This window comes from Vreelandella arctica (assembly GCF_037070215.1).
GTDB classification, from domain to species: domain Bacteria; phylum Pseudomonadota; class Gammaproteobacteria; order Pseudomonadales; family Halomonadaceae; genus Vreelandella; species Vreelandella arctica.
The window spans coordinates 148,308-167,408 of sequence record NZ_JBANSN010000005.1; the positions used below are offsets into that span (position 1 = coordinate 148,308).

The window sequence follows — 19,101 nt, forward strand, 5'->3', positions numbered from 1 at the left end:
GTATGAAAATGCCGCACAACGCGTTTAAGCAACAGCTACTGGCGGGCCAACCCCAAACAGGAATTTGGCTCGGCTTGACCAGTGCTTACACCGCTGAGATTGCCGCCACGGCGGGCTTCGACTGGCTACTGATCGATGCGGAACATTCCCCTAATGATCTAGCCAGCCTACTTGCTCAGCTGCAGGCGCTGGCCCCCTATCAAAGCCACCCGGTGGTACGTCCACCCACTGGCGATGCGGTGCTGATCAAGCGTTATCTGGATATTGGCGTGCAGAACCTGCTCATCCCCATGGTCGAGACTGCCGAACAAGCGGCTGAACTGGTGGCGGCCACACGCTATCCGCCCCACGGTATTCGTGGGGTTGGTCATGTGCTGGCACGCGCCTCGCGCTGGGGGCAGGCAGAAGATTACCTCTCCCGCGCTGATGAGGAAATCTGCCTCATGCTGCAGGTGGAGAGCCCCCAGGCGCTTGCTAACCTGGAGGCTATCGCTGCAGTAGACGGTGTCGATGGGGTGTTTATTGGTCCGGCGGATTTGTCGGCGTCTATGGGGCATCTCGGCAATGCCAACCACCCTGAAGTGACAGACGCGATTAGTGACGCCATTAACAAGATACGCGCTGCGGGCAAGGCAGCGGGTATCGTCACGGTGGACGAGCAGGCCGCCCGCGGCTATCTCGCCGCGGGCTGTACCTTCGTTGGTGTCGGGATTGATACGCTGCTTTACGCCAATGCGCTGCGCGGTCTAGCGGGGCGGTTCAAGCACGAATGAACCAAATAGTGGTGAACCATGCTGGGGATTACTCCCCAGCAGGCAAAATCCTGCCTGGGTTCATCAATCCTTTGGGGTCGAACAGCGCTTTAACGCCGCTGACCATCTCCCGCTCAATCGGCGATAGCCGCGCCAAATAAGGCGCTTGCTTGGTGCGGCCAATGCCATGCTCGGCGCTGATGCTGCCGTGAACACCGTCGAGCACCTCAAAAAGCCGCTCCTCTAGATCATGCAGGTGGGCTTTCTTATCGCTATCCGCTATGGCCGTGGGCGGTAGGATATTGAAGTGCAGATTGCCGTCGCCCACATGGCCGTAGGCAATAATGTCGCACTCGGGTGACGCCGCCATCACCACCTCGCTGGCCCGGCTAACGAAGTCGGGAATCGATGAGATGGGTACCGAAATATCGGTGCGCAGATGCTCGCCGCGCCGCCTCTGGCCTTCCAGCATGCTTTCGCGGAACTGCCACAGCTGGGCGGACTGGGTGTCACTGCCAGCCAGCGCGCCGTCCAGCACCAGCTCGCGTTCCATGCCGGTTTCCAGCAGCGCTTCCAGTAAGGCGGTCAGGTCCACGGGGCCCGTGGCGGCGACTTCCATCAGCACGTACCAGGGGTAGGCGCTATCCAGCGGGTCGCGCAGTTCCGGGGTCGCTTCGATCGCCAGCTCAATACAGCGGCGGGGAATCAGCTCGAAAGCCGTTAGCAGATCGCAGCACTCTCGGCGTGCCAAACCATAAAGGTCAATCACCGCCTGAACGGAGGGCAGTCCCAGCAGCGCCGTCCGGTTTTGGGTGGGGCGCGGTGATAGTTTTAACACCGCCCCGGTGACGATGCCCAAGGTGCCTTCGCTGCCGAGGAACAGCTGCTGAAGGTCGTAACCGCGATTGTCTTTGTGCAACGCATTCAGGCTTTCCCAAACGCGTCCATCAGGCAGCACTACTTCAAGGCCCAGCACCAGCTCGCGCATCATGCCGTAGCGCAACACGTTAAGTCCGCCTGCGTTCGTCGCGATATTGCCGCCAATCTGACAACTGCCTTGAGCCCCTAGCGAGAGGGGAAAGTCGCAATCATGATCAAAGGCGGCCAGCTTAACGTTCTCAAGGATGCAGCCCGCGTCTACTGTGATGGTGAAGTTGACGGGATCAATGGCGCGCACATTGTTTAGGCGTTCCAAGCTGATCACCAGCTCCTGGCCATTGGCGGCGGGCAAGGCGCCTGCCACCAGGCCGCTATGGCCGCCCTGGGGTGTCATCGCGACACCTTGTGCATAGCAGCGCTTTACTACCTCGGCGACTTCAGCGGTATTGGCCGGGCGAGCCACGGCCAGCGGCATGCCCAGCGTATCGCCTGCCCAGTCGCTCACGTAGCGCGCCATGGTGTCCGGTTCGCGCAGTAACCCCCGCTCGCCGAGCAGGCTGGTTAACTCATTTAGAAAGGTGGTGGTGTCGGTCATTAACGTTCTTCCTGCCAGGCTGCACCCTCAGGGAAGCGGTGCTGTGCTTGGGATTCTACGTGCATGGCAATGCTGTACCCCGGCGCTTCGGGCACCTGGTAGCGGCCACGGTTGATGACTACCGGGTCGATAAAGTGCTCGTGAAGGTGGTCTACGTACTCCAGTACGCGGCCTTCAAGGCTGCCGGATACCGCAATGTAGTCGAATAGTGAGATATGTTGGGTGTATTCGCATAACCCAACGCCGCCGCCATGGGGGCAAATCGGTACGCCGAATTTAGCGGCCATCAGCACCACCAGGATGACTTCGTTTAGCCCGCCCAGGCGCGCTGCATCCAACTGGCAGTAGTCGATGGCATCCGCCTGGAAGAACTGCTTGAACATCACCTTGTTGTGGCAGTGCTCGCCCGTGGCGACGCCGATGGGTGCCACACGGTGGCGGATCTCGGCGTGGCCGAGAATGTCGTCAGGGCTGGTGGGTTCTTCGATCCACAGCGGATCAAACTCGGCCAGGCGGCGCATTTTGGTGATCGTCTCGTCGACTTCCCACACCTGGTTGGCGTCCATCATCAGCACGTTGTCCCAGCCGATCTCATCGCGCAGCAGCGCTGCACGGCGGGCGTCCTCTTCGATGTCGCCGCCAATTTTCTGTTTGAAGTGCGTCCAGCCTTCGGCCAGTGCTTCACGCGCCAGGCTGCGCACTTTCTCGTCGCTGTAACCCAGCCAGCCTGCTGAGGTCGTGTAGCCGGGGTAGCCTTCACTGCGCATTTCAGCTTCCCGTGCTGCTTTTCCAGAAGCTTGGCGGCGTAGCAGGCAGATCGCTTCTTCTGGCGTTAATGCATCCGTCACAAAACGGAAGTCGAGACAGCGCACCAGCTGTTCGGGCGTCATATCCACCAGCAGTTTCCACACCGGCTTGCCTTCTTTTTTCGCCCACATATCCCACACGGCGTTGACGATGGCGGCGGTCGCCAGGTGAATCGCGCCTTTATCGGGGCCAATCCAGCGTAGCTGGCTGTCACCAGTGATTTCCCGCCAGAAGGTGCCCATGTTATCGGTAATCGAGGCCAGCGTGCGTCCTTCAACCAGAGGTGCCAGCGATTGCAGCGCGGTAACGACAATCTCGTTACCGCGACCAATCGTAAAGGTCAGGCCGTGCCCCTCTGGGCTGCCGTCATCGGTGTGCAGGATGACGTAGGCGGCGGAGTAGTCCGGTGCGGCATTCATGGCATCCGAGCCATCCAGCGAACGCGAGGTGGGGAAGCGAATATCTTGAATGTCGACGCGAGTAATCGTTGTCATTGTGCTCTCCTTGGCGGTGCGATGAGGGGCGTATTTAGGTCAGTATCAGCGGCGCGCTAAGTGGCGCATCAGTTCGCGAATACCGTAAGTCCAGGGCGGCAATTGATCGCTGCGGCCTACCCGGTTGACCAGTGCGCCCAGGGCTGGGGTGGCGATGGTGACGCGATCACCCAGGTGATGGGTAAAGCCCTGGCCCTGGCCGTCGCGGTCCTGAATCGGCGAAAACATGGTGCCCAGGAACAGCATAAAACCATCTGGGTATTGGTGGTGGGCGCCGATGGTTTGGCTAACCAGATCCAATGGATCGCGGCTGATCTCACGCATATCGCTTTCGCCCTGGAGCAGGAAATCGTCGTCTTCGCCCTCGATACGTAGCGATACCTGGCAGTTGCGCACGCTGTCGATATCGAAGTGATCGTCAAACAGCCGAATGAACGGGCCGAGTGAGCAGGAGGCGTTATTGTCTTTCGCCTTGCCGAGTAGCAGGGCGCTGCGCCCCTCGACATCACGCAGGTTGACGTCGTTGCCCAGCGTGGCGCCGCGAACTTTCCCATGGCTATCGACGGCCAGCACGATTTCGGGTTCAGGATTGTTCCATTGAGAGGAGGGGTGCAAACCTACAGGCGTGCCAAAACCCACTGATGAGAGCGGCTGGGATTTGGTGAACACTTCCGCATCAGGGCCGATGCCGACTTCCATGTATTGTGACCACCCCCCGCGTGCCTGTAGCGCCTTTTTCAGCGACATCGCCTCTTCAGAGCCCGGGGCGATCTTGGAAAGGTCGGTGCCGATCAACGACTGTAGATCGTTACGCAGATCAACAGCGCGCGCCGGATCACCGCCTGCTTGCTCTTCGATCACACGCTCCAAAAGGCTGACGGCAAAGGTGACGCCGCACGCTTTAACGGCCTGTACATCGCAAGGCGCAAGCAGGTAGGGCGCCTGGGGTTGGGATAACTGAGAGTTTTCCAGCAGTGCTTCGACACTGCACAGATGGGGCCCTTCCGCCCGTTGCACGACGTCCTGTAGATCGTCGCGTTCCAGCAGGTCAGCCATGGTGGGGCCAAAGGCGGTAATGTCGATGACCTGGCCGTTGTTAACAGTCACCAGCGCGGGGCCGGGGTGGCTGCCCTCGAGCCAAACGCGTCCAACCAGCAGTGCGTTACCCAGGTCTTCAGGCAGTGTGTCCGTCGATGAAAGGGGCTTCATGTGCGTCTCCATTCGTTCTTAAAATTAGCTTTTTATAAGTCGTTATTAAACGTTAGCAGTGAGGTCGGCTGGCGGTTAGTACGCCATGGCCTATCATGTTATAGATGTCGTGTTGTATGACAGGTATGCCAGTTAATGGCTTACTTTAGCGCACCGCTCCATTTCGGGTCGATAGTTAAATCTATCGCGATGACGCCGGTGCGCTAAGTGCAACGCTCACCATAAAACAAAAAGTGGTCAGGAGAATGGCATGTTAGACGAGTGGAAAGGAAAGCGCGTATTGATCACCGGCGCCAGCCGTGGCATTGGCGCGGCGGTGGCGAAACAGTTGGGGGCGTTGGGAGCGCACGTCGCGGTGCACTATCACAGCAGTGAAGCGCCCGCGGAGGCAGTAGCCAAGGCAATTCGCGATGCGGGTGGCGACGCTTTTACCCTGAAAGCAGACGTCAGCCACACTAGCGAGACTCAACAACTGGTCGATGAGGCCGCTGAGCGCCTGGGCGGTTTAGACCTGTTGATCAATAACGCTGGCGACATGCTGGGCCGTGTTGGTTTAGAGGAGATGGGCGATGATCAATATGACCGGGTCATGGATCTCAATGTTCGCTCGGTTGTCATGGCCAGCCGCGCAGTGCTGCCGCATTTTCGCCGCGCAGGCGGCGGAAATATCATTCACACTACCTCGATTGCCGCGCGTAATGGCGGTGGGGGTGGCGCTGGGTTATACGCCTCTGCGAAAGGCTTTGTGAGTACCATCACCCGCAATATGGCTAAGGAGCTGGCGGGAGATAATATCCGCGTTAACGCCGTTGCCCCTGGCACGATTGCCACCGATTTTCATGATCGCCACTCAAGCGAGGCGCATCTCAACGCAGCGCGGGCATCGATCCCGATGGGCCGCTTGGGCACGTCGGAAGAGTGTGTCGGGGCTTATGTTTTCCTCGGAACAGAGACGCTAAGTGGCTATGTCACCGGCCAGATCATCGAGGTCAACGGCGGGCAGCTAATGCCATGAATAGCTCGCCACCTGTTAAACGTCAAAGCTGTTACGACATTGCGATCACCATGGGCGATCCTGCCGGTATTGGCCCGGAGATCATTTGCCGCGCCTTGAGTGCTATGTCCGCTGCTGAACGCGCCACAGCGATGGTCATTGGTGACCCGGCGATTTATCGCCGGGCGGCGGCAAGTATAGGCGCCGCGCTTGAGTTCGTGCCACTAGAGCAGGCAGAGAGCGGTAAGGATCATGTGGCGGTCGGTGTGGTCGAGATGCCGGAAGGCGTTGAGATTCCCGATGGTCAAATCAGTGCCGGGGCGGGTGATATGGCGTTTCGCTGCGTTCAAAAGGCCGTAGAACTCGTGCAAGCGGGGCGGGCGCAGGTGATTGTCACCGCGCCGCTGAACAAGGCCGCGCTGCATGAAGCCGGGCACCATTACGATGGCCATACCGGGATGCTGGCATCGCTGACCGGTGCGCCCTCGTCGTTTATGCTGCTGGCATCGGAAACGCTCTCAACGCTGCATGTGTCTACTCACGTGTCGCTGCGCGAAGCGATCGACCGAGTTACCCCCGAGCGCATTATCGCCACCGTTGAGGCGGGGCATGCGCATTTGCTCGCGTTGGGCATGAAGGTGCCGCGCATTGCCGTGGCAGGCCTCAACCCCCACTGCGGCGAAGGGGGAATCTTTGGCGACGAAGATAGCCGCTGTATCGCCCCAGCGGTGGAGCGCTTGCGCGAGCGCGGTTTTGATGTGAACGGGCCTATCTCTGCGGATACGGTGTTTTACCGCGCCTCCAAAGGTGAATTCGACTTGGTCATCGCCCAGTATCACGACCAGGGCCATATCCCCGTCAAGCTAATCGCCTTTGATACCACGGTGAATGTCAGTCTCGGCTTACCGCTTCAGCGCACCTCGGTGGATCACGGCACCGCCTTTGATATTGCTTGGCAGGGCAAAGCCGATGCCACCAATATGGGATCAGCGATTGCCTACGCCCGGCGGTTAGCCAGTGGCGCCAAGGCATGAACGGCTGCCGATTGGCAATTATTGCCGATGATCTTTCCGGCGCGCTAGACACTGCCGCCCCGTTCGCCGCGCGGGGGGCAGATGCCCGCGTGGTGATCAGCCTGGAGGCTTTAGCAACAACACTGAAGGCATGGCAAGGCCAGTGGCCAGAGGTCATTGCCGTGAATACCGAATCCCGCCATCTGCCATCCGAGGAGGCAGCGCTTCGGGTGAGCGAAGCAGTGCGTTTGCTCACGCGAGTAGCGCCGCATCAGTGGTTCAAAAAGGTCGATTCGACCCTGCGTGGTCAGGTAATTGCAGAGTGCATGGCACTGCGAGAAGCGCTTGGTTTTCCCCTGTTGATGGCACCCGCCGTACCGGCCCAGGGGCGAACAGTGCGTCATGCCGAAGTGTGGGTGGATGGCACTCCACTGGCTGATACCACCTATCAAAAGGATGCCCGATCTACGCCCCTGGTCGGCCCGATTGATCTGGCATTTGCCGCCAGCGGTTTGCCGCTACAGCGCTATCAACCAGGGCGTTACGTTCCGCTCCCTAGCGGGGACTGCATCGCCGATGCCGAAAGCGATGAGGCGCTTTCAGCGCTCTATCAGTGCGTGCTGAGTGCTGGCAATCACTGGGCCATGGCGGGTGCAGCGGGGCTGGCAACGGCACTGGCCAAGAACCTTTGCGGATCGACCGATGCTCCTTTTCGCTCGCTAAATAACGTCGAAAATGTGCTTTATGCCATAGGCTCTAGAAGCCCGCGCGCTGCCGAACAGCTCCAGCAACTGCGCCTGCACTTACCCGCTTTGGCTGTTATTGAGGCCAGTGGTGACACGTATCTCCACTCTGCAATGGGTGTCTGTGCCGTGGTGCCTGGAGAAGATGGAAAAGATGAAGAGCGAACGGCAAGCCAAGTAGCCGAGGCGATGGCTGCCCACGTGGCTGAGATGACGTCTGCTTGGCGAGGCGAGGAATCGAGTTTGCTGTTTTTAACCGGAGGCGATATTGCCATGGCCGTGCTCTCGCAGCAGGGTGTGAGCTACATCAACGTAGAGGCTGAGTGGTCGCCAGGGGTCGCGCTGGGATGTATGGATGGCGACTCGCGGCGGCGGGTGATGACGAAAGCGGGCGGCTTTGGCGATCCACAGCTGCTAGTGCGTTTACATGAACAGCTCACTCCGCCGTCTTAGTAGTCATCAACATCATGAAAACCCTTATCGGGAGGGTTGCGCAATGGTGGGCGACCAACTAGGTTTGAAATAGGGTGGTATGACACGTATATAGCACTATGATCGGTTACGTTGCTACTGCCACTCGCACTATAACCAACAACAAATCCAATGGTTGTGAGGAGTACACGATGAGCCACAAAAGCCAACGCCATATCAAAATGGCCCGCTTGCTGACCGCCTCTCTAATCGCTGCAGGCATCGGTTTTACCGCTGCGGCTCAAGCCGCCGAAAATCTGCGCTTCGCCCACGTTTATGAAACCTCTGAGCCCTTCCACAAATGGGCGCTATGGGCCGCTGATGAGATCGAGGAGCGAACCGATGGCCGCTACACCATGCAGGTGCATCCTGCCTCATCGTTAGGTAAAGAAGAGGATATTAACGAAGGGCTTGAACTGGGCACTGTGGACGTTATTTATACCGGCACACAGTTTGCTGGACGCGCTTACGGCCCTATCGGCATTGCCGGTGCTGCTTATATGTTCCGCGACTTTGATCACTGGCAGGCTTTTGCCGACAGTGACCTATTCAAGGAGATTTCCCAGGGCTATCAGGATCAAACAGGCAACGTTCCCCTGGCGCTCAACTACTATGGCGAGCGTCATGTCACTTCCAATGAGGCAATCAACGAGCCGGCGGACATGGAAGGCCTGAAGATCCGCGTTCCCAACGCGCCGATGTATATGATGATGCCCGAAGCCGTTGGCGCAAACCCCACCCCCATCGCCTTTGACGAGGTCTATCTAGCACTGCAACAAGGCGTGGTAGACGCACAGGAAAACCCGCTACCTACCATTCGTGCCAAGGCTTTCCACGAAGTGCAGGATTACATCAATCTTACCGGCCATATCACCGACTCGTTAATCACTATTGTCGGTGGCCCACGTTGGAACCAGCTCTCCGAAGAGGATCGTGAAATATTCCGCGAGGTTTTCCAGGAAGCTGCCGAGAACAACACTCAGGATATCCTCAAATCAGAGGAAGAGCTGGTGGCATGGTTCGAAGAGCAGGGCAACACGGTGAACGAAGTGGATCGCGACATCTTTCGTGAAGCCGTAGTGCCTGCACACAATGGCGACGCTGCCACGTGGGATCAGGAAACCTACGATCGTCTTCAGGCTATCGGCCAGTAATCCAACCCTTGTTTAGTAGCACTCCGCTTTTAATCGGGCGGAGTGCCTGGAGCTTGGTGCCATGAATGATACGCGAGAAGACGCCGCGCCAATCGGCGATCCCATGATCGATTTTGAATCCGCCTTTGATGATGCTCCGTTTAGGCTAAGTGATTACCGGATTGAAGATTTGGTGACCCTTATCCTCTTTTGGGCGCTGATTTTAGTGGTGTTTGCCCAATTTTTTAGCCGCTACGTAATGGGTGACTCTATTGGATGGACTGAGGAGATAGCCCGCTATTTGCTGATCGGAGTGGGCTTTATGGGTAGCGTGATGGCTGCCCGCAATGGCAGCCATATCATGGTGGAGTTTTTCTACCATTATATGCCTGCGTGGCAAGCCCTTTTGCTGGAGCGGCTCGTTAACCTCGTAAGTCTTAGTTTCTATATAGCGATGGCATGGGTGACTTACCAACTGGCATCCCGCACCAGTAGTTTGATGGTCTCCATCGACCTACCCAAGAGCATTATCTATTTCACCGTGTGCGGGGCGTTTGTACTGATGGCGTTTCGCACCGTGCAGCGGCTTTATTTGAAGTATCGGGATCGTACCAATGATGCGTGAAGGGTGGTTTCCGGTCGTGCCATTTTCATTGAGAGGTTTCCCATGTCCCGAATTTCCTTGATGCGCTGGCAGACGCCACTGGTGTCCCCGCTGCTGGCGGCGTTGGCAGTGTTGGGCTGCGTGATCTTACCGCTGATGGGCTACCATCTTGCTTTTTTGTTTTTCGCGCTATTCACCATGCTGGTGCTGGGCGTGCCGATTGCCATCAGCCTAGCGGGCGCCTGCTTGATGTTTGTGCTGATTACCGGACAAGTCCCCAATATCGTGGTGGCCCATCGCATGATCAACGGCATCGACAGCTTCCCGCTGTTGGCGATTCCGTTCTTTATCTTTGCCGGTAGTTTGATGAACAACGGCGGCATTACCGAGCGGATCTTCAATTTCGCCAAGGCCCTAATGGGCTGGATGCGCGGTGGCCTGGGTCACGTCAACGTTGGTGCCAGCATTGTGTTTTCCGGAATGTCGGGGGCTGCTGTGGCGGATGCCGGCGGCCTAGGCATGATTGAAGTCAAGGCGATGAAAGACGCTGGCTACGATGAGGAGTTCGCGGTAGGTATTACCGCTGCTTCCTCTACCATCGGCCCGATTATTCCACCTAGCCTACCCATGGTGATTTACGGCGTGATGGCCTCGGCCTCGGTGGGCCAGCTGTTCGCAGCGGGGCTGATTCCAGGACTGCTGATGGGCGCCATGCTGATGCTGATGATCTTTATTATCTCGCGTCGGCGTGGCTATCAACGCGACGCGGTGTTCTCGATGCGCGTGCTTGGCCATACCTTCAAACGGGCTTTCTTATCGCTGATGACGCCGATCATTATTGTTGGCGGGATCATCACCGGGGCTTTTACACCCACTGAGGCCGCGGTAGCGGCGGTGTTCTATGCGCTGCTTCTGGGCGTGGTGGTTTACCGCACGTTGACTTGGCGCAAGCTGCTGAAAGTTAGTATGGAAACCATCGAGACCACGGCGGTCATCCTGTTTATTGTCTCCTCAGCATCGATTTTTGCCTGGATCCTCACCAGCAATCAGGTCACCCAGAACGTGATTGCCCTAATGGGCCCCTTTGCTGACAGCAAGTTCGCCGTGCTGATGATGGCCAATATCGTGTTGATTATCGTTGGCTGTTTTATGGAAACCATCGCCGCAATCACTATTCTGGTGCCGGTGCTGCTGCCCATGGCCGTTGCCGTGGGCGTCGACCCGGTTCACTTTGGGGTGATCATGGTGCTCAATTTAATGATAGGGCTGCTAACCCCGCCGGTCGGCATGGTGCTTTATGTGCTTTCCAGGGTCTCTAACGTCAGCTTCGAGCGCTGCATGCGCGGCACCATGCCGTTCCTGATTCCCTTGGTCATCTGCCTGCTATTGGTGACCTTTATTCCGGCGATCTCCATGTGGCTACCCACACTTATTTATCGCTAGGTTGTGCCGGTAACGGATTAATATTAAGACCAGGAGTATCTAACCCATGAGTGATACGTTGCCAGGTACATTGCAAGAGTTTCGCGTGAACCGTGAAGACCTTAGCCGTTTTATGCAAGCCGCGTTGGCGGCTACGGGAGCTGATCAGGCATCAGCGGATGCAGTAACCCGAGCCCTTGTCACTGCTTCGCGGATGGGGACCGATAGCCACGGTTTACGGCTGTTGCCCCACTATTTGCTGGCCCTCAAAGGCGGGCGTATTAACGGCGCCCCCAACATGGTGTTTAACCAGCGCCTAGCAGCCACGGGCTTTTTAGATGGGGATGACGGGTTGGGCCACTTGGCGGGATACACCGCTATGGAGCACGCCACTGCCATGGCCGAAGTGACGGGCATCGGCGCTGTGGCGGTGGGTAACTCATCGCATTTTGGAGCAGCCGGGTGCTACGCGCTGGCGGCGGCGGAGTGTGGCTATGTGGGGATGGCGTTCTGCAATTCGGACCCTTTTGTGCTGCTGCATGAGGGCGCCAAGCCCTTTCACGGCACCAACCCCATCGCCTTTGCGGCGCCGGTAGCGGGCGAGTCGCCTTACCTGCTGGATATGGCCACCAGCTCGGTTCCCTGGAATCGCGTGCAGCAGTTCGGTGCGATTGGCCGCGAACTGCCGGATCAAGTCGCGGCGGATGCTGCCGGGCAGGTAAGCCGCGTTCCTAGTGAAGTGGCCGCACTGTTGCCGCTGGGCGGCAGCGGCTTCGGCTTCAAGGGCGCGGGATTGGGTGGCATGGTGGAGGTTCTGAGCTCGATGCTGTCGGGCATGCAGCATGGCTTCAAGCTGCTGCCCATGGGCGGGCCAGACATGTCGACGCCACGCGGGGTAGGGCATTTCTTCCTGGTCATGAAGCCAGATGCGTTTGTGGAGGCGGGCACCTTTGCGCACGGAATGGCCGAGTACCTAGCCGACCTGCGTGCCCAGCCTGCTGCACCCAATGCCCAGGTAATGGCGCCGGGTGATCGTGAATGGCGCTGCCGGGCCCAGCGCGACGCCGAAGGCATTCCGCTCGATTCTGCCAATCAAATAGCCTATGCCGAGATCGCCGAGCAGTACCAAATAACGCCGCTCTCTCAGCTGGTTTGAAGGATAATAACGAGAAATGCAGTAAAATGGCGGCGAATTCCAGGTTAACCAGGGGTGACTGCCTATGAGCAGATACCGGATCGAGCGTAAAACGCTGTCCGAACAGGTCGCTGAACAGCTCGAGGCGGAGATTCTCGAAGGGCGGCTAAGTGAAAATGATCAATTGCCGTCAGAACGGGAATTGATGGAGCAGTTTGGCGTTGGCAGGCCGGCGGTACGTGAAGCGCTTTTCCACCTGCAGCAGCTTGGACTCATCGCCATCAACAGCGGTACACGGGCCCGGGTGATTCGTCCTACCGCCGAGGCGGTAATGGCGAGACTCTCCGGCGTTACCCGGCAACTGCTTTCCAAGCCCGATGGTCAGCAGTATTTTCAGGAAGCGCGGGCCATGTTCGAGATATCCCTGGCACGCTACGCGGCTCGCCACGCCAGCGAGGAGGACCTTGCTAGGCTACATGCTGCATTAGCGGATAACCGCGATGCCATTGGTGACGAAGCGCGCTTCAAGCGCTCCGATAACGACTTCCATGGCGTGTTGGCGAGTATTGGCCGTAACCCCATCTTCGATGCCATTCACGTGGCGCTTTCCGAATGGCTGGATGATCGCCGTGCGCTCGTGTTGCAGCAAAAAGATGAGGATAAAGCCGCGACCGCTGCCCACACCGAAATCATTGCTGCCATTGAGTCCCGCGACCCGGATGCGGCCGAGGCGGCCATGCGACGCCACCTTGACCGTCACTACGGCACTTATATGCAACTAAAAAAGCGCCTCTCGGACGCTTCTTAATGCTTTATAAGCCATATAAATAGTCCTGCCGCCTTTTTTATTCGGCGGCAGGGATGGCATTACTCGGTCATTGTCGATTCAGCAATCTCTTGGAATTCAGCTACGAGATCTTCGCCAATGCGCGGTGCCCACTCTTCGTAAACAGGCTGCACGGCTTCCTGGAAAGCGGCAATCTGCTCGTCATTAAGACGGGTGATTTGCATGCCACGTTCTTCAAGCTGCTCGCGCGCCCAGTCGTCGTACTCGCTGGAAAGTTGGATTTCGTAATCGGCAGCCTGCAGCGCGGCTTCCTGAACAAGTTCCTGATATTCAGGGTCGAGTTCGTCCCAAGTACGCTGAGAGATCATTTTGATGAAGGGCGTATAGACGTGGCGGGTTTCGGAGCCATAATCCTGCACTTCATGGAAATTGGACGTCAGAATGGTGCTCCAGGGGTTTTCCTGACCATCCACTACGCCCTGCTCCATGGCAGAGAACAGTTCACCAAATGCCATGGGGGTGGGGTTGGCGCCCAGCGCTTCCCAAATAGCTAAGTGCACCGGGTTTTCCATGGTGCGAATCGACAAGCCGCGAACATCTAGACCCGCCACATCTTCTGGGGAAGTGACTTCCCGGGCGCTATTGGAGAGCTGGCGGAAGCCATTTTCAGAGAACGCTAGTGCTTTCAAGCCGGTGCCATCGAAAGCGTCAAGCATCTCCTGGGCAGCATCGCTGCGCATGGCCTTAACGGCCGCTTCACGGGTGGGCAGCAAGAACGGTAAGTCGAAAACCGCCAGTTCTTCAACATAGCCCGTGGCGGGAGAAGAAGAAGGATAGGTCATATCCAGCGTGCCGGTCTGCAGCATTTCCATCATCTGCACGTCATCGCCAAGCTGGCTATTAGGGAAAATATTAACGGTAATGCGCCCTTCACTGCGCTCGTCAAGAATATCCGCAAAATATTGGCTAGAGAGGTATTGTGGCGAGCTTTCGGCCAACCCAAGCCCCATGCGTAACGTGACGCTACCGTGGTCACCTACGGTGTCGCCCTCAATCTCCGGCGGGTCGGATAGATCGGGTGTTTGCGCGTAAACCATGCCTGAGCTGAGCAGCGTAGCGCCGGTCACTAACAGAGTGCGCTTCCAAAGATGATGCATAATCGTCATTCTCCTGGCGTGCTGTAGGTCGCTTTACTAAGGGAGTCTTCTAAGCAAGCTACAGCGTGGTGGCTGTTGTTGTTGTCTGGTAGCGGCGCTGGCTTTAACGCGTCAGCACCGCGACCCTTAGGTGAATGTGTAACGTTTTTCGCATATGTTCAACATATACTTTTGTATGTATCGACGCCGCAATAAAGAAAGCGTACCTTCGTGGCAATCTTTCTTTCGTTCTTATAGCAGTTTTTAAAACTGTTCTTATAAACGTTCTTACAACCTTTACTTTAGGCGTGGAGTGTCCCCATGGCCAATTTTCAACGCATAACGCCTGAGCAGCTGCGTTCACGCTACTGGTTTGATAACCCTGATCACCCCGGTACCACGGCGCTGTGCATTGAGCGCTATCTCAATTACGGCATCACGCTGGATGAGTTGACCAGCGGTAAACCGATTATCGGTATTTGCCAGTCAGGCTCGGATTTAACCCCGTGTAACCGCCACCATATTGATTTGGTCAAGCGGGTGAAAGACGGTATCCGCGCCGCAGGCGGCGTGCCGTTTGAATTTCCCATGCACCCGATTCATGAGAACGTGCGCCGACCCACTGCGGCGTTAGATCGTAATCTTGCCTATTTGGGCATTGTGGAAGTGCTCCACGGCTACCCGCTAGACGGCGTGGTATTAACCACCGGCTGCGATAAAACCACGCCAGCGGCCCTGATGGCCGCAGCAACGGTGAATATTCCCGCGATAGTGCTTTCCGGTGGGCCGATGCTAAACGGCTGGCGCGGCGCCGAGCGGGTGGGTTCGGGCACGATTATCTGGGAGCTACGTAAGCGCCTGGCAGCGGGCGATATCGACTACGCGGAGTTCCTTTCCCGCGCCAGCGATTCGGCACCCTCGATTGGCCACTGCAATACCATGGGCACCGCTTCCACCATGAACTCCATGGCGGAAGTGCTGGGAATGAGCTTGCCCGGTTCTGCAGTGATTCCCGCGCCTTATAAAGAGCGCGCCATGGTCGCCTACGACACCGGCACGCGGATTGTCGATATGGTCTGGGAAGATCTGCGCCCGCTGGATATCCTGACCCGCGAAGCGTTTGAGAACGCGATTGTGGCGTGTTCCGCGCTGGGCGGCTCTTCAAACGCACCGGTGCACATCAATGCAATTGCCCGCCATACGGGTATCGAGCTGGATAATGACGACTGGCAGCGTCTGGGCCATGAAATCCCGCTGCTGGCCAACGTTATGCCTGCTGGCGCTTTCCTATGCGAAGAGTTCTATCGCGCTGGCGGCGTTCCTGCGATTCTCCACGAGTTACAAACGGCGGGTAAGCTGCACAGTGATGCGCTGACGGTGAATGGCCGCTCGATAGGCGATAACCTACAGGGTCGCGAAACCCAGGATATCGACGTGATTTGCCGTTATAACGATCCACTGGTGAATCATGCAGGCTTCCTCAATCTCAAGGGCAATCTGTTCGACTCCGCATTGATGAAAACCAGCGTGATCTCCCGGGATTTCCGCGAGCGCTTCCTGAATGATCCCAACGACCCGGAAGCCTTTGAAGGCAAGGTCGTGGTATTTGACGGCTCGGAGGATTACCACGCCCGCATTGATGACCCGGCGCTGAACATTGATGCTCGTACCATTCTGGTGATGCGCGGCGCAGGCCCGGTTGGCCACCCCGGCGGTGCCGAGGTCGTCAACATGCAGCCGCCAGAGGCGCTGATCAAACAGGGCATCGAATCGCTGCCGTGCCTGGGCGATGGCCGCCAGTCAGGCACCTCTGGCTCGCCGTCGATCCTTAATGCCTCCCCGGAAGCCGCTACCGGCGGCGGCCTGGCGCTGCTGGAAAGCGGTGATCGGCTGCGGGTCGATCTCAAACGTGGTGAGGTACAGCTTTTGATTGAAGCCAGTGAGCTGGAGGCACGTCGCGAGCGCTTAGCTCAGCAGGGTGGCTATCGCTACCCCGGTCATCAGACGCCTTGGCAGGAAATTCAGCGCAGCATGGTCGAACCGCTGGACCGCGGCATGACGCTAGCGCCTGCCACCAAGTATCGCGATGTCGCTCGCCAGCATCCGCCGCGGGATAACCATTAAAGGGGCAAATCAGTTAAGGGATTAATATTCAGATGAGCCGTTTTAGTACCTTGTCGCATCGCCAGCAGGGGCTGCTGTTGACCGGCGGCGGCGCGATAATCATGGCGCCGGATGCCTTGCTGATCAAGGTAGCTGACCTGCCCGACGCGGAAATACTGATGTGGCGCGGTTTCCTCTCCGGGCTGGGTTTTCTGCTGATTGCCTTGGCGCGCTATGGCCGAGGCACGCTGGCCGCCTACCGTCGCTGTGGCTGGACCGGCATCGCCGTGGCGCTGCTATTCAGCCTGACCACCTGTGGCTTCGTGCTGGGCAACCAGTACACCAAGGCAGGCAACGTGCTGATGATACTGGCTAGTTCGCCGATTATCGCCGCTGTTCTCTCCTGGATTATCCTCAAAGAGCGGTTGCCCAGGCGTACTTGGCTGGCAATTTGTCTCTGCATGGTGGGTATAGCGATGATCGCGCTGGATGATGCGGGTGCCGGCTCGTGGGTGGGGAACGCTTTCGCCTTGATGGCAGCAACCACCCTGGCGATTAATTTCACTCTCTGCCGCACGCGGCCGGGGGTGGATATGAGCCCGATGCTAGTGTTTAACGGCCTGATTGTCGGCAGCACGGCGGGACTGTTTTGGCTGGCGGGGAGTGAACCGAGCCTGCCAGCCACCAACCAACTCGCCGTGGTGATCCTGCTGTGTCTGATTATCGTGCCCTGCGGGGTGACGCTACTACAGCGCGGGCCGCTCTATCTACCCTCTGCGGAAGTTGGCCTACTGCTCTTGCTTGAAGTGGTGATGGGGACGCTATTAGCTTGGTGGATTATAGGTGAACAACCCGCGCCGATCGCCATAGTCGGCGGCCTTCTGGTACTGGGCACACTGAGTGCGAAGGGCCTCTATGAAAGGCGCCTTGAGCTACGCATGCGCGCCGGATTTGAACCTGCCTCACCGATAACAGTAGACCGGTCAAGTACGTTATGATGGGCAGGAATCGAAATAGGGTCTTAACGTAGTGACGTCATCTCTCAGCAAGCCAGCCGCTCGCCCCAGTATCGCCGAATACCTCGCCGAGGAGATCTTTGGCGGGCGCTATCATCCCGGCGACCTTGTGCCGCGTGAAATGGATCTATGTGAACGCTTTGCGATCAATCGCTCGGCGGTGCGCAGCGACCTTCGTCAGTTGGTGGAGGCGGGCATTATCGAGCGTATCTCTGGGCACGGCTCCAAAGTACGCGAGTACTCAGAGTGGCATATTCTTGACGCTCAGGTGACCGACTGGCTGACCCGCTACGCCGCCCCCAATCCGGAAATACAGCGCGAAATCCTCGCCTTTCGTTTGGATGTAGAACCCTATGTGGCGATGACCGCCGCCAAGCGCGCTAAAGCGCGTGATCTGGTGGCCATCGAAGAAGCCTTTGAAGGGCTGGGGCAGAACCTGCGCAATGCCACCTGCGAAGAGGAGCGGCGGCTGCATAGCGAGTGTGATGTTGCCTTCCATGAGGCGATCTTCAAAGCGACCCACAATATTGTCTGGGCGCAGTTATCGCATATCCTGCGGCCCTCTATCTTTATGCTGGTGTCCATGTCCAACGAGAATGCCGTTGACCCCGATGAAAGCCTGGAGCGTCATCGTCAGCTGATGGAGAGCATTCGCCTGCGCCGCCCCCGCGAAGCATTTTTAGCGGCTCAAGCGGTATTGGCGGGCACCGCCGCTGCGTTGGGCTTAGAGCATAGCGCCAGCTCACTGGGCCGCAGTGTCGAGTTGCCTCATAACACGCATTGACCCTGACCCCTCTCAGCCACTTTCAGTTAAGCGATTCTTCCATTAAAACGATTTTTCCCTTAAAACAAAGGCAAGCGTATGTCTGACTTCACCCTTGGCCTGGTGGGCGTGGGCAAGATTGTTCGCGACCAACACCTACCGGCAATCGCCGCTACTCCAAACTGCCACCTTGTTGCCACGGCAGACCCCCACGCCTCACTGCCGGATTTACCCGCTTATCAAGGCCTGGAGGCGATGCTTGACGCACATCCTGACATCACCGCCGTCGCCATTTGTACGCCAACGCATTTGCGCTATTCACAGGCGCGAGCAGCGTTGATGCGTGGTAAACACGTGCTGCTGGAAAAACCGCCAGGGGCGACGTTAAGCGAAGTAGAGGACTTAATTGCCTGCGCTAAGCAACAAGGCGTCAGCCTGTTCGCGGCTTGGCACTCGCGCTTTGCGCCCGGCGTAGCGCACGCACAGCAGTGGTTAGCCGACCGTCAGGTGCAGCGGGTTGAGATCGAGTGGAAGGAGGATGTGCGGGTGTGGCATCCGGGTCAGGCATGGATCTGGCAGCCTGGTGGCATGGGCGTGTTTGATCCCGGTATTAACGCGCTGTCGATTGCGACCGAAATCCTACCTCAACCGTTTTTTCTGCAACAAGCGCGGCTGCTAGTGCCGAGCAATGCGCAAACGCCGATTGCGGCGGAGCTCTCCTTTACAGACCCTGAAGGCGCAGCCATTGCGGCAGCCTTTGACTTTCGTCAGAGCGGTCCGCCCACCTGGGATATGCATGTCGAGAGTAGTGATGGCAGTCGCTTGAGTCTTACCCAAGGCGGCTGCTGCTTGATGATTGACGGCGAACTCGTGGTGGAAGCCGAAGAGCGCGAGTATCAAGGCCTCTACGCACGTTTTGCTGAGCTAGTCGCAAACAGGCGCAGCGAGGTGGATGTTGCCCCGCTGCGCCAAGTCGCCGATGCGTTTCTATACGGTCATCGAGAAACCACCGACGCCTTCATTGAGTAACGTCTTGAGTGACGCT

17 protein-coding genes are annotated in these 19,101 nt (G+C 57.8%); 13 read left to right on the forward strand and 4 right to left on the reverse strand.

The window, feature by feature from the left end:
• Positions 1-2: 2 nt before the first annotated feature.
• Positions 3-773: a 4-hydroxy-2-oxoheptanedioate aldolase gene (gene hpaI / locus V8L70_RS06380; RefSeq protein ID WP_336269071.1), complete on the forward strand. Its 771-nt coding sequence runs from the start codon at positions 3-5 to the stop codon at positions 771-773.
• A gap of 28 nt (positions 774-801) precedes the next feature.
• Here the strand turns inward: hpaI and V8L70_RS06385 are convergent, their stop codons facing one another.
• Genes V8L70_RS06385 through V8L70_RS06395 form a run of 3 tightly spaced genes read right to left on the reverse strand, consistent with a single transcriptional unit; the run spans position 802 to position 4,736 of the window.
• Positions 802-2,226 (reverse strand): FAD-binding oxidoreductase, encoded by a 1,425-nt coding sequence (locus V8L70_RS06385; protein WP_336269072.1) that lies wholly within the window; start codon positions 2,224-2,226, stop codon positions 802-804.
• A complete protein-coding gene (locus tag V8L70_RS06390; RefSeq protein ID WP_172514957.1) occupies positions 2,226-3,527 on the reverse strand; it encodes an L-fuconate dehydratase in 1,302 nt (433 codons plus the stop codon). The genes V8L70_RS06385 and V8L70_RS06390 overlap by 1 nt, the downstream gene beginning before the upstream one ends.
• Positions 3,528-3,572: 45 nt before the next feature.
• A complete protein-coding gene (locus V8L70_RS06395) occupies positions 3,573-4,736 on the reverse strand; it encodes a fumarylacetoacetate hydrolase family protein (RefSeq protein ID WP_172514956.1) in 1,164 nt (387 codons plus the stop codon).
• A 250-nt stretch (positions 4,737-4,986) separates the two neighbouring features.
• Here V8L70_RS06395 and V8L70_RS06400 point away from each other — a divergent pair, with 250 nt between their 5' ends.
• From V8L70_RS06400 to nanR, 8 genes are all read left to right on the forward strand, one after another.
• The gene (locus tag V8L70_RS06400; RefSeq protein WP_172514955.1) at positions 4,987-5,751 is read left to right on the forward strand and encodes an SDR family NAD(P)-dependent oxidoreductase; all 765 of its coding nucleotides are present in this window, start codon (positions 4,987-4,989) and stop codon (positions 5,749-5,751) included.
• Complete coding sequence (gene pdxA / locus V8L70_RS06405; RefSeq protein WP_336269073.1) at positions 5,748-6,764, forward strand: 4-hydroxythreonine-4-phosphate dehydrogenase PdxA; 1,017 nt, start codon at positions 5,748-5,750, stop codon at positions 6,762-6,764. The genes V8L70_RS06400 and pdxA overlap by 4 nt, the downstream gene beginning before the upstream one ends.
• Entirely contained in the window at positions 6,761-7,939 is a 1,179-nt protein-coding gene (locus V8L70_RS06410) for a four-carbon acid sugar kinase family protein (RefSeq protein ID WP_101148062.1), read from the forward strand. Before pdxA ends, V8L70_RS06410 begins: the two co-directional genes overlap by 4 nt.
• Before the next feature lie 170 nt (positions 7,940-8,109).
• A complete protein-coding gene (locus V8L70_RS06415) occupies positions 8,110-9,111 on the forward strand; it encodes a sialic acid TRAP transporter substrate-binding protein SiaP (RefSeq protein WP_101148061.1) in 1,002 nt (333 codons plus the stop codon).
• A 61-nt stretch (positions 9,112-9,172) separates the two neighbouring features.
• Positions 9,173-9,715 (forward strand): TRAP transporter small permease, encoded by a 543-nt coding sequence (locus V8L70_RS06420; RefSeq protein WP_101148060.1) that lies wholly within the window; start codon positions 9,173-9,175, stop codon positions 9,713-9,715.
• Between the two features lie 42 nt (positions 9,716-9,757).
• On the forward strand, positions 9,758-11,137 hold the full coding sequence (locus tag V8L70_RS06425) for a TRAP transporter large permease (protein WP_008959418.1): 1,380 nt from the start codon (positions 9,758-9,760) through the stop codon (positions 11,135-11,137).
• A gap of 46 nt (positions 11,138-11,183) precedes the next feature.
• Positions 11,184-12,272, forward strand: coding sequence for an Ldh family oxidoreductase (locus V8L70_RS06430; protein WP_101148059.1), 1,089 nt, complete (start codon positions 11,184-11,186; stop codon positions 12,270-12,272).
• A gap of 64 nt (positions 12,273-12,336) precedes the next feature.
• On the forward strand, positions 12,337-13,059 hold the full coding sequence (gene nanR, locus V8L70_RS06435) for a transcriptional regulator NanR (RefSeq protein ID WP_101148058.1): 723 nt from the start codon (positions 12,337-12,339) through the stop codon (positions 13,057-13,059).
• A gap of 59 nt (positions 13,060-13,118) precedes the next feature.
• Here nanR and V8L70_RS06440 read toward each other — a convergent pair whose 3' ends face one another.
• Positions 13,119-14,195 (reverse strand): TRAP transporter substrate-binding protein, encoded by a 1,077-nt coding sequence (locus V8L70_RS06440; protein ID WP_101148057.1) that lies wholly within the window; start codon positions 14,193-14,195, stop codon positions 13,119-13,121.
• A gap of 300 nt (positions 14,196-14,495) precedes the next feature.
• On the opposite strand from V8L70_RS06440, the gene V8L70_RS06445 reads away from it, so the two are divergent.
• The 4 genes from V8L70_RS06445 (at position 14,496) to V8L70_RS06460 (ending at position 19,085) form a co-directional block, all read left to right on the forward strand.
• Complete coding sequence (locus V8L70_RS06445) at positions 14,496-16,298, forward strand: IlvD/Edd family dehydratase (protein WP_101148056.1); 1,803 nt, start codon at positions 14,496-14,498, stop codon at positions 16,296-16,298.
• Positions 16,299-16,330: 32 nt separating this feature from the next.
• Complete coding sequence (locus V8L70_RS06450) at positions 16,331-17,275, forward strand: DMT family transporter (RefSeq protein ID WP_101148055.1); 945 nt, start codon at positions 16,331-16,333, stop codon at positions 17,273-17,275.
• Positions 17,276-17,306: 31 nt separating this feature from the next.
• On the forward strand, positions 17,307-18,077 hold the full coding sequence (locus V8L70_RS06455) for a FadR/GntR family transcriptional regulator (protein WP_008959424.1): 771 nt from the start codon (positions 17,307-17,309) through the stop codon (positions 18,075-18,077).
• 78 nt (positions 18,078-18,155) lie between these two features.
• Complete coding sequence (locus V8L70_RS06460; RefSeq protein WP_101148054.1) at positions 18,156-19,085, forward strand: Gfo/Idh/MocA family protein; 930 nt, start codon at positions 18,156-18,158, stop codon at positions 19,083-19,085.
• Positions 19,086-19,101 lie beyond the last annotated feature (16 nt).